The organism is Peptostreptococcus sp. MV1 (assembly GCF_000758885.1).
Lineage (GTDB): Bacteria > Bacillota > Clostridia > Peptostreptococcales > Peptostreptococcaceae > Peptostreptococcus.
Genome location: NZ_JRNB01000059.1, coordinates 1 through 11072 on the forward strand (window position 1 = coordinate 1; position 11072 = coordinate 11072).

Sequence of the window (11072 nt, forward strand, 5' to 3'; positions counted from 1 at the left end):
CTGTCGCATAAATTTCGGATTTTATTCATCAACGCTAGTTGACAAAGAACCTATAAAACAAACAAAATCTCAAACTGTAATACAAAAAGGCAGACCCCAAGATACGGGAAGGAAATTGTACCTCTTGGTCTGCCTTTTCATTCTTGCAAGTCTATGTAATTATGCGACTGCCTAAGTAATTTTTCTGACGCTCTACAAGTAAAAGCCTGTCAGAATATCTATATCTATACTAGCCTCTGATTAATCTGCAAAGTTCTTCTGCAAACTCATCAGTACTAGCCCTTCCTCCTAAATCAACTGTCAAAACTTGCCCCTTGTCAAAGACTTCCTTTAGGGAACTTTCTATCTTAAGGGCTGCCTCATGCTCTCCAATATATCTCAGCATCATAACTGCTGACTGGATAAGGGCAGTAGGATTGGCTATACCTTGCCCTGCTATCTGTGGTGCACTACCATGGACTGCTTCAAAGACTGCATAGTCTTGGCCTATATTGGCACTTGGTATAATACCAAGACCACCTACCAAGCCTGCACAAAGATCTGACAATATGTCTCCATATAGGTTTGGCATTACCAAAACATCAAACAGTTCTGGATTTAATACCAGGTTCATGGCAGCTGCGTCAACTATGACATCATCCGCATAGATGCCCTTGGCTTCTTGGCCCTTGTCAAGCCTATATATTCCATTTCTATCACAAACCTCATCAAAGACCCTCAAAAATAATCCATCAGAAATTTTCATAATATTGGCCTTGTGGACACCTGTCAACCTCTTATAACCATTGTCCTTTAAGTACTTGCAGGCAAAGTCTACTATTCTATCAGACGCATCCCTAGTTATCAGCTTGATACTTTCACCTGCATAGTCACCTATTTGGTGCTCTATACCAGCATATAGGTCTTCTGTATTTTCCCTTATAATAGTCAAGTCTATATCATCATACCTAGACTTGATACCCTTAAAAGTCTTAACTGGCCTTACGTTGGCAAATAGGTTTAATTCCTTTCTAAGGGCAACATTGACACTCCTGAAGCCCTTGCCTACAGGTGTAGTTATAGGACCCTTTATTGCAATCTTATTTTTCTTGATGCTATCAATGACGTAGTCAGGAAGCGGAGTACCATATTCCTCAAGTACAGCCTCTCCAGCTACTACTTCTTCCCATTGTATATCTATACCAGTGCCCTCAACTACCTTTTTCATAGCAGCTGTAACCTCTAGTCCAATTCCATCTCCCGGTATTAGGGTAATCTTATGCATACTAGACCTCCTTACTATTTCTCATCTTTATACTGTTCAACTTACCTCCAGCCATCAACATATCTATTTCCTTGTCGTTGAAGTTGGCCTTTACCATGAAGGAGATATTCTTTTCCTCATCCTTCACTTCTAGCCTGCCATCCTTCAAGCCCTGGTATACATTTTCTATTACAAGTGAGTCCATCTGGTCTATCTTGTCGTAGTCTTCCATGTTTTCAAATTCCATAGGTATGATACCACTATTTATAAGGTTGGCCTTATGTATTCTAGCAAACGACTTGGCAATTACACCCTTGATACCCAGGTATAATGGTGCTAGGGCCGCATGCTCTCTTGATGAACCCTGACCGTAGTTGTCGCCACCTACTATGAAACCACCTTTATTTTCCTTGGCCCTCTTGGCAAAGTTTTCATCTATTGTAGAGAAACAGAAGTTGGCCAAGTGAGGTATGTTACTCCTGTATGGAAGGAGCTTGGCATTTGAAGGCATTATATGGTCAGTGGTAATATTGTCTTCAGTCTTTATAATTATCTTGCCATCTACCTTGTCACTCAAACTTGTGTTAAGTGGGAAAGACTTGATATTTGGTCCTCTCACTACCTCAACACTAGTTGGGTCCTCCTGAGGTTTTATAATCATGCTGTCATCTATTAAGAAATTATCTACATGTATATCAGAAAAATCAATGTCAAAGTCTGCCTCTCTTGGGTCCATTAGGCAACCGTAAATAGCACTGACTGCTGCAAGTTCTGGACTGGCTAGGTATACCTGGGCTGAGTTAGTTCCAGATCTACCGTAGAAGTTCCTGTTAAAAGTCCTGATACTAACAGAATCTGTTCCCGGCGACTGGCCCATACCTATACATGGTCCACATGAATTTTCCAGTATTCTAGCACCTGAACTGATAATATCAGCAAGGGCTCCATTTCTCGCTATCATCTCCATAACCTGCCTAGAACCCGGTGCTATAACTAGGCTGACATGGTCGGCAACCTTCCTGCCCCTCAAAATTCTAGAAACCTTCATCAGGTCTTCATAGGAAGAGTTTGTACAGCTACCTATTGCAACCTGGTCTATCTTTATCCTTCCAACTTCCTTACATGACTTGATATTGTCAGGACTGTGAGGTGCTGCCACCATTGGCACCAAGTCACCCAAATCTATATCTATAACTTGGTTATAGCTAGCATCTTCGTCTGCCAAAAGCTCGACCCAATCCTCTAACCTATCCTCAGCTATAAAGTACTCTCTAGTCTTGTCATCACTAGGGAATATAGATGTTGTAGCCCCTAGCTCAGCTCCCATATTTGTAATTGTAGCCCTTTGAGGCACTGATAGGCTTGCAAGTCCCGGTCCACCATATTCATAAACCTTGCCTACTCCACCCTTTACAGTCTGTCTCTTTAGGACTTCAAGTATAATGTCCTTGGATGTAACCATTGGCTTTAATTGGCCCATAAGGTTGACCTTTATTACCTGAGGCACCTTTATATAGTATGGCTCACCTGCCATGGCAAGGGCAACATCCAATCCACCCGCACCAATTGCCAACATACCTACCCCACCTGCTGTAGGTGTATGACTATCTGATCCTAGTAGGGTATCCCCAGGCACAGAGAACCTCTCCAAATTCACCTGATGACAGATACCATTTCCCGGCCTAGAAAAATAAATCCCAAACTTGTTGGCTACCGTCTGTATATATTTATGATCATCTGCATTTTCAAAGCCCTGCTGTAGCATATTGTGGTCGATATAGGCTACAGACCTCTTAGTCTTGACCCTATCTATACCCATTGCCTCCAACTGCAAATATGCCATCGTACCAGTAGAATCCTGAGTCAGAGTCCTATCTATCCTAATGCCTGCAGTAGTTCCAGCTACCAACTCACCTTCTATCAAATGCTTGTCCAAAATTTTTTCAACTATATTCCTTCCCATCTAATCACCTTCCCAGTCTCCAATTAAATGCAAGAATTTTACATATTCTTTCATTTTCTTATTTTCATTATAAGTCTTATCCTCATTAAAATCAAGGCTTTTATCAATATTTTTGATATTTTTATTTTTTTTATTTCATTTATAAGCTTTTTATTGGTGTTTTTTTGAAATTTTGGCTTATTTTTGCAACTTTTATTTTTACTAAATTCATTTATTTGTCATTTATCACTCATTGTTTTTTTAGACATTTTATCCAGACTAGTCTAGACCTGAAACACCGACATTTTTAGTATTTAGATTACTAATTTTTTCAATCGACTAGCTATTACAAGCTAATAAATGCTATAATAAGCTAATGAATTAGGAGGAATGCATATGACATTTACAGATATAGGACTTGATATAGACATAGTAAAGGCACTGGCAAAATCCGGTATAAAAAAACCGACACCAGTGCAGGAAATGAGTATTGGCAAGATACTTGATGGACAAAACCTTATAATTGAATCTAATACAGGCACTGGCAAGACACTGGCTTTTTTGGCTCCCTTGATCAACAAGGTCTACCTGGTTCAAGTAAAAAAAGTACTGGTCCTAGCACCAACAAGAGAACTAGTAATCCAAATAGGAAATGAAGCTCAATCAATAGTAGATAAACTGGATAAAGAACTTTCTATACTACCTATATATGGGGGACGTGACATCCAGTCGCAAATTAACAAATTGAAAAATAACATTAATATAATAGTCGCCACACCTGGTAGGCTATTGGACCATATCAATAGGAAGAGCATAGATATAACGAACACAGACTGCCTAGTCCTAGATGAGGCAGACCAAATGCTCTTGATGGGATTTAGAAATGAAATTAACACAGTCATCAAAAATATGAAAAATTATAGGCAAATCCTCTTCCTGTCTGCAACCGTAGACCCCAAGGTCAAAAAACTCGCCTATAGGTATGCAAGCTCACTAGAAATCCTGAACCTAGATACAGACAAGGAAATACCTGACCTAATTGACCAGCATTTTATACAAACTACAGACAGGAATAAGTTTGATGATTTTTGTAGGATAATTGACCAAGATAGGCCCTTTATGGCCATTGTATTTTGCAGGACCAAGGCCAGGGTAGATAAATTGGAGCTACAAATGGGTCAAGCTGGCTACAATTGCAAAAAAATCCACAGCGACATCAGCCAGACAAAAAGAGAGAAAATCATGAAAGACTTCAGGGACCTCAAGATACAATTTTTGATTTCGACAGACCTATCATCTAGGGGACTAGATATAGGTGGAATTACCCACATATACAACTACGACTTTCCTGAGAGACTAGAAGATTATGTCCATAGGGTTGGAAGATCCGGTAGACTTGGTAGGGAAGGCAAGGCTTGCTCTATGGTTACTGAAAAAAATATGCCTGTCTTTGAAGAGGTTAAAAGGCTATTAAAGAATACTTCTAAAAAATAATTGTTGCAAGCAAAAGGACTGTCCCTTATAGGCCAGCCCTTTTTATTTTACATAGCATAACTAATTAATCTATGTTATACCCCCTCGACTTTCACACATCCTTATAAGAATGTCCGTCTAATATCTTATTTGTTAACAAAACTTACCAAAGCACGTTTTAGTTCTTATTACACTTATTTTTCCCACAGTTTACACAATTTCCCAGGCAAACATCTATCTCCTCTAGACATTCATTAAAAGCAACCTTGCTACTGTTCTTGTGTCTAAAAATAGGAATATTCATTTTCTTTGCCTGTGATTCAACTATCCTCGACAATTTATGAGACACAGTAGATGTCATTATAACTATTGCATCTGGACTCCCTATAGAATTTTTAACCTGACTAGACATAGTAGTATATACCTTTGTCTTATAACCCCTATTCTTGGCTAACTTATAATAATCTTTTTCCATTCTCTCATGTCCGCCTATGACCAACAAGCTCATAATTAGAACCCCCTTCAAATACTCAATATATAAATTAATAAAATTCTTTCCTTCTATGATAATTGTTATCATCTCTTGTATATATAATATACAAAAATCTAAAAATTGTCAATAGTTATCGATAATTTTTTTCAATTACTTGCAACTTTCTTCACTCTCACAAAAAAACAGCCGGACTGCCTGGACGCTAGGTCAAGACAAGCCGACTGAATATAAAATCTAACTATTAAAATCTAACTTCTAAAGATTCTCAAAGAGATATCTCTTTTATCAAGCGATTATTTTTTAAACTTTTTCTTGTATGTTATAGCCTTAGTAATCTCCATACATATTATTGAAGCTATGGCTAGTCCAATAGATACGGCAAAATCTCTCATAGAATAGACAGCTGGCACTGCAAATATCGGTCTAATAAATGGTAGCATAACTACTCCAAATAGGGCCAAGCATATTACAACTGCCCATATAACATACTTATTTGAGAAGAATCCCAATTTGAATGGGTTTTGGAAGTCAGACCTACAAGCAAATGTCTGGAAGGTCCTAGACAACAATAGTGTTGTAAAGGCTAGGGCTACCCCCATCTGTTCTGACTGCTTCATACCTATGTATTGGGCTATTATAGCAGCTATACCTACAAAAACTCCCCTAGACAAGATTGCCTGCCAAGTTCCTCCACCTAGTAGACCTTCATTCTTTGACCTTGGTGGTGAGGACATTGTACCCTCTTCAGGACTTTCCATACCCAGAGCAATTGCTGGCAAGGAGTCATTTACCATATTTATAAATATCAGCTGAAGGGCTGTATAAGGATTTGCCCAGTCTGCAAAGACAGCAAATAGTATAGATATTATAGCCCCCAAATTACCTGAAAACAGGTAAGTTATGGACTTTTTGATATTACTGTATACGGTTCTACCAACTTCTACTGCATCTATAATGCTGGCAAAGTTATCATCAATCAAAACCATCGCTGAGGCATCCTTGGCAACTTCTGTACCAGACCCCATAGCTATACCAATATCGGCATTTTTAAGGGCCGGGGCATCATTTACGCCGTCCCCTGTCATGGCTGTGACCTTGTTCTTTTTCTGCCATGCAGCAACTATCCTGATCTTATTTTGAGGTGATACCCTGGCATAGACACTAATCTTCTCTAATTGCTGGTCTAGCTCCTGGTCAGTCAAATTATCCAACTCCCGACCTGTATAGGATATATCTCCATCCTCAAATAGGCCTATAGACTTACCTATAGCCTCTGCTGTAGTCTTGTGGTCACCAGTTATCATAATTGGCTTGATACCGGCACTCTTGGCCTTGGCCACTGCGTCAATAACCTCTTCCCTAGGTGGGTCTATCATGGCTATTAAGCCTATAAATACAAAGTCCTTTTCTGACTCAATGTCTAGTATCTCACCCTGGCCAAGTTCCCTATATCCAAAGGCCAATACCCTTAGGGCCTTCCTTGAATAAGCCTCATTTTGTTCCTTGAGCCTAGACCTAATGTCCTCAGTCATTTCTATGACCTGGTCACCAGACAAGACTTTGACTGACCTAGATATCAATATATCCGGAGCCCCCTTGGTAATTACTATATCCCTACCACTGATATTGTGGGCAGTGGACATTAGTTTCCTATCTGAATCAAAAGGTAACTCCTGGATCCTAGGGTATATATCCCTCATCCTATTAGTAATATAACCCTTCCTGTCAGCAAACACTGTTAGGGCTACCTCTGTTGGGTCTCCTATTTCCTTGCCTTCTTCACTGATAACGGAGTCATTACAAAGGGCTGCTGCAATACTTATCATATCCTCTGTATTAAAGTTTCCTATGTCAGCCAAGTCCTTTAGAGACTCTTCCGACACCCCTATAGAAGCTACATCTTCACCATCATACTTGTAGTACTCAAGAGCAGTCATCTTGTTCATAGTCAGGGTACCAGTCTTGTCAGTGCATATTATAGATGTAGATCCAAGGGTTTCAACTGCAGGCAGCTTCCTTATTATGGAATTCTTTCTTGACATGGTCTTTGTACCCATGGATAGGACTATGGTAACTATTGATGACAAGGCTTCTGGTATGGCTGCAACTGCTATAGCAACTGCAAATATAAATGAATTCAATATTACCATCTTGATGTCACCCGAATTTGGATGTGTCAAGGCCCTCATCACCTCTACAACAAATATAAATAGGCATATAGCCAAAATAGCTATACCCAGTTTTTTTGAAAACTTCTCTATATTTGATTGTAGTGGTGTCTGCTTTGTTTCAGTATTGTCCAATAGGTCTGCTATCTTACCTATCTCCGTATTCATACCTGTGCTAGTACACACAAATCTAGCCCTACCATTAACTACCATTGATGTAGAGTAGACCATATTTACCCTGTCACCAACGCTGCAATCCTCTTCTAACCTATCAATAGACTTGTTGGCTGGCTCCGACTCTCCCGTCAGCATACCCTCCACAATCTTTAGGGATTCTGCTTCTAGGAGCCTGCCATCTGCCGGCACATAATCACCTGCTTCTAAAAGGACTATATCGCCTGGTACTACCTCCTTTGATGATATAGTCAACTTTTCACCATTTCTGACCACCTTGGCACTTGGAACAGACATCTGCTTTAGACTATTAATCGAAGACTCTGCCTTCTTTGTTTGGACCGTACCCAAAATTGCATTTAAAATCAGGACTAAGAAGATTATTAGGGATTCCATCAGCGAACCGGTAACTATCTGGATTACTGCTGCAATTATCAGGATAATTACCATCGGGTCCTTGAAACTCTCCAGAAAAATCTTCCAAGTTGGGTCACTTTCCTTTTCTTTTAATTCATTTTTGCCGTACTTTTCCAACCTAAGGCCTGACTCATCCTGAGAAAGCCCATCTTGGTCTACAGCCAAGTCTTTCAAGACTTGTTCACTATCCATCAGATAGTATTTTTTATCATTTACTTCTTGCATAAAAACCTCCATTCAACATAAAAAAAGCCTCGACAACATGACACTCAAAATAAACATATAATCTCCCTGCTTATTTTGAAGGTCTTGCTGTCAAGGTTGCCCTTGTCTGTTAACCGAGTATATATTATACTGGCCTGACGATTAACGGATATAGTATACTATAGTGCTACTCCCCTTCAAGTAATAAGTATAGTATACTAATACCCCTCTTGTCAATCATTTATAGCTTATGAAATTCTACTCAATGGGGAGAAAATATATATTTTTTGTATACACTTTTCTTGACTAGTACAATTTGCTTATAATTCCCTATTTGAGAGTCTCAAGTAAGGCCTTGTTTATGAAAAATATCCCGCTATTTTTTCGAATATATCGTAAAAAGTCATAGTAGGTAGGTAGAAGGTATATGGCGCAGTCAAAACAGCTAAAAGCATTGAAATCTTCTTCTTCTGAACCTGATTCAAATCAGTTTTTTTCAAGCAAATCTTATAATTGAAAATATAGATTAGTATTGCTGTTAATATTACAACTACACTCACAAAGATAAATGAGCTCACTGTCTTAAATGGATTCATCATAACATTTTCTGTAACAGGGACTAGAAACTCAGCAAAAGTCCCCTTAAAATCAGGTGCCTTCATAGCAAGCAAAAACATAAGGCCTCCACCTATCATATCAGCTATATAGCCACATATCCAAACTTTCAGTATAGACCTAGAATAGTTTTTCCAAATCTTTGAGGATGAAACCAACCTAAGTCCTATTAAGAGGACTATTGAATCGATAACAAAATTAAACGGCATGGATACTAGCCAAAACATTGGAAATAGGATCAATACCCACAGTGGGAAAAACATATTATAGAACCTTACGCTATTATTCTTGTTCGATTGCAGATTTTTCATATATACCATCCTTTCTCAAATATTAAAACTTATTCCTTAACTTCATTATACTTTACTAGCACTAGGCTGTATAGTAGAAAGCATAACTATTTACTAAAAATTTCATTATTTTTTAAAAATTAAGTATGTTGTGTCATTATCGGTTATAGATGTTTAAACTGTAGTATTTTCAATGGTGGTTATGTTATAGATGTTTATAGATGTTTAATATAATAAATAAATTTGTCCCCTATTTGTCCCTTAGTTTAAAAATATTTTTTAAATTTTTTTAAAAAACCTATTGACAAATTATACTATCGATAGTATAATATAAGTACAGTAAGAGATAACTTACGAGTAAGCTAGCAAGAGCAGAAAGGAGAATAAAATGAACGAAGAAATGAACACAAGCGAATTACTAAAAGAGGTAGCTGAAGAAAACCAAACAAGGAAAATACTTGAAATTCTAAATGAATGCAAGGACTTAGAAGAAGCTAAAGCAAAAATCAAAGCCCTACTAAATTAATAGCAGGGCAACTAAAAAAGTTATCAAGAGGGTGCTTGCTCACCCTTCTGATAATCTAATTATATCAGAGCAAGAGAAAGGACGCAAGGTGATGGAAGATAAAAATAACCAAACTATAGCAAATAAAAAATGGCAAGAGAAAAATAGAGAGCATGCTAGATATTTGAGAAATAGGTCTACGGCAAGAAATTTTATTAAAAAGCAAGCTACTGTAGATGATATTCAAGAGCTAGAAACTCTAATAGAAATCAGAAAAAAAGAATTAAAAAATTCGTAAAAGGTATTGACAAATTATACTATCGATAGTATAATATAATTAAAGAAAGAGGTAAGGGAAACCTCAAAAAATATAAGTAAAAAAGGAGACTAAGAAAATGACAAATCTAATCACAAAGGAAGTAAGAAAATTTATCGAAAGCAAAAAAGAAAGCTACAGCAATATGGATGAAAGAAAGTGGGAAGTGCTAGAAGATAAGCTAGTATCAGAGATTGAAGAAGCTTCTAAAGAATTAGAGGCAGACGATACTTTAGAAGATTTAATCGAAAACACACTATACTTCAACTCAGCAATGGATGAAATAATCATGAGAGTAGCTGAAAACTAAAACAAGGGGGCCAAATAAGCCCCCTATTTTAATGTCTACTTTATCCAATAACCATTGTTATCAAATTCATAAGTCTTGCCATCTATGGTCTGCTTACCAGTAAGCATATAGCCCTTAGAATTGAAGTAAAACCAATTGTTATTGTACTTTAGCCAACCTGTAGCCATCTCACCGTCTTTATTAGGTTGTAGATAAAACCACTGCTTGCCTGACTTTAGCCAACCTGTCCTTCTTTTATTCTTATCGTAATAAAACCACTTGCCATTTTCCTGGATCCATCCTGACTTAGGTACTACCTTTTGAGTAGTCTGTTCTACTTCTTCTACATCACTATCTACTACTTGGCCAGTAAGTCCATAGGCTATTGCCTCGGCTATTTTCTTAAATCCTAACTTCTTGGCCAAGTCTGAATCTTGTTTATTATCACAGAAGAAACTTTCAAATAGCACTGCTGTAGGTCTAGTGCTTCCTATAATATATAAGTCTCCTCTTGATTTAGGGCCTCTATTTTTAAAGCCTAACTTAGACAAAGCACTAGACCCTCTAGTAGCTATCTCCTGTCCTTTTCTATCTCCTGGGTAATATAATACCTCTGAACCTTGTTTCTGGCCATCAAAGGCGTTTAGGTGTAGTTCACACACTAAATCGTACTTGCCACTATTGGCAATCGGCAATTTATATGAAGCTTCCTGCTTCCAGTTGGTAAATACGCCCTCAGGGCAAACTATCACGTCGCATGAATGACCTAGCGACTCTAAGGCCCTTTTCACATAAGGGGCTAGCTCCTTATTATATCTATACTCGTGCGTATATCCACTTGCGGAAGTACAACCCCCACCTTTTAAAATCGAATGACCTACACTTAAGAATATCTTCATTCCTTTTACCTCGCTTTCTTTTATAACATCATCATATTTATATA

At 38.0% G+C, this 11072-nt stretch carries 10 protein-coding genes; 4 read left to right on the forward strand and 6 right to left on the reverse strand.

The window, feature by feature from the left end:
* Positions 1-229: 229 nt before the first annotated feature.
* The gene (locus HMPREF1639_RS04615; RefSeq protein WP_036763848.1) at positions 230-1264 is read right to left on the reverse strand and encodes an isocitrate/isopropylmalate dehydrogenase family protein; all 1035 of its coding nucleotides are present in this window, start codon (positions 1262-1264) and stop codon (positions 230-232) included.
* Position 1265: 1 nt separating this feature from the next.
* Positions 1266-3206 (reverse strand): aconitate hydratase, encoded by a 1941-nt coding sequence (locus HMPREF1639_RS04620; RefSeq protein ID WP_036763850.1) that lies wholly within the window; start codon positions 3204-3206, stop codon positions 1266-1268.
* A gap of 375 nt (positions 3207-3581) precedes the next feature.
* Between HMPREF1639_RS04620 and HMPREF1639_RS04625 the strand changes: the two genes are divergently transcribed.
* Complete coding sequence (locus tag HMPREF1639_RS04625) at positions 3582-4679, forward strand: DEAD/DEAH box helicase (protein WP_036763853.1); 1098 nt, start codon at positions 3582-3584, stop codon at positions 4677-4679.
* A 157-nt stretch (positions 4680-4836) separates the two neighbouring features.
* Here HMPREF1639_RS04625 and HMPREF1639_RS04630 read toward each other — a convergent pair whose 3' ends face one another.
* The 3 genes from HMPREF1639_RS04630 to HMPREF1639_RS04640 all read right to left on the reverse strand — a co-directional run bounded on the left by HMPREF1639_RS04630 (position 4837) and on the right by HMPREF1639_RS04640 (position 9040).
* Entirely contained in the window at positions 4837-5166 is a 330-nt protein-coding gene (locus HMPREF1639_RS04630) for a DUF2325 domain-containing protein (RefSeq protein ID WP_036763854.1), read from the reverse strand.
* A gap of 278 nt (positions 5167-5444) precedes the next feature.
* Complete coding sequence (locus HMPREF1639_RS04635) at positions 5445-8135, reverse strand: cation-translocating P-type ATPase (RefSeq protein WP_036763856.1); 2691 nt, start codon at positions 8133-8135, stop codon at positions 5445-5447.
* 338 nt (positions 8136-8473) lie between these two features.
* Positions 8474-9040: a hypothetical protein gene (locus HMPREF1639_RS04640; RefSeq protein WP_052045422.1), complete on the reverse strand. Its 567-nt coding sequence runs from the start codon at positions 9038-9040 to the stop codon at positions 8474-8476.
* Between the two features lie 367 nt (positions 9041-9407).
* On the opposite strand from HMPREF1639_RS04640, the gene HMPREF1639_RS04645 reads away from it, so the two are divergent.
* From HMPREF1639_RS04645 to HMPREF1639_RS04655, 3 genes are all read left to right on the forward strand, one after another.
* Positions 9408-9545, forward strand: coding sequence for a hypothetical protein (locus tag HMPREF1639_RS04645; RefSeq protein ID WP_036763859.1), 138 nt, complete (start codon positions 9408-9410; stop codon positions 9543-9545).
* 91 nt (positions 9546-9636) lie between these two features.
* Positions 9637-9822 carry a hypothetical protein gene (locus tag HMPREF1639_RS04650; RefSeq protein ID WP_198021061.1) on the forward strand — a complete coding sequence of 62 codons (186 nt, stop codon included), beginning with the start codon at positions 9637-9639 and terminating at the stop codon, positions 9820-9822.
* Positions 9823-9919: 97 nt separating this feature from the next.
* A complete protein-coding gene (locus HMPREF1639_RS04655) occupies positions 9920-10150 on the forward strand; it encodes a hypothetical protein (RefSeq protein ID WP_036763861.1) in 231 nt (76 codons plus the stop codon).
* 35 nt (positions 10151-10185) lie between these two features.
* Here the strand turns inward: HMPREF1639_RS04655 and HMPREF1639_RS09070 are convergent.
* Positions 10186-11072: N-acetylmuramoyl-L-alanine amidase (locus HMPREF1639_RS09070; RefSeq protein ID WP_207640739.1), on the reverse strand; the 887-nt coding region annotated here is incomplete at its 5' end.

Excerpts from the sequence above, each read along its gene's own strand:
- HMPREF1639_RS04615 (WP_036763848.1), bottom strand. The coding sequence starts at position 1,264 with ATGCATAAGATTACCCTAATACCGGGAGATGGAATTGGACTAGAGGTT.
- HMPREF1639_RS04620 (WP_036763850.1), bottom strand. The coding sequence starts at position 3,206 with ATGGGAAGGAATATAGTTGAAAAAATTTTGGACAAGCATTTGATAGAA.
- HMPREF1639_RS04625 (WP_036763853.1), top strand. The coding sequence starts at position 3,582 with ATGACATTTACAGATATAGGACTTGATATAGACATAGTAAAGGCACTG.
- HMPREF1639_RS04630 (WP_036763854.1), bottom strand. The coding sequence starts at position 5,166 with ATGAGCTTGTTGGTCATAGGCGGACATGAGAGAATGGAAAAAGATTAT.
- HMPREF1639_RS04635 (WP_036763856.1), bottom strand. The coding sequence starts at position 8,135 with ATGCAAGAAGTAAATGATAAAAAATACTATCTGATGGATAGTGAACAA.
- HMPREF1639_RS04640 (WP_052045422.1), bottom strand. The coding sequence starts at position 9,040 with ATGAAAAATCTGCAATCGAACAAGAATAATAGCGTAAGGTTCTATAAT.
- HMPREF1639_RS04645 (WP_036763859.1), top strand. The coding sequence starts at position 9,408 with ATGAACGAAGAAATGAACACAAGCGAATTACTAAAAGAGGTAGCTGAA.
- HMPREF1639_RS04650 (WP_198021061.1), top strand. The coding sequence starts at position 9,637 with ATGGAAGATAAAAATAACCAAACTATAGCAAATAAAAAATGGCAAGAG.
- HMPREF1639_RS04655 (WP_036763861.1), top strand. The coding sequence starts at position 9,920 with ATGACAAATCTAATCACAAAGGAAGTAAGAAAATTTATCGAAAGCAAA.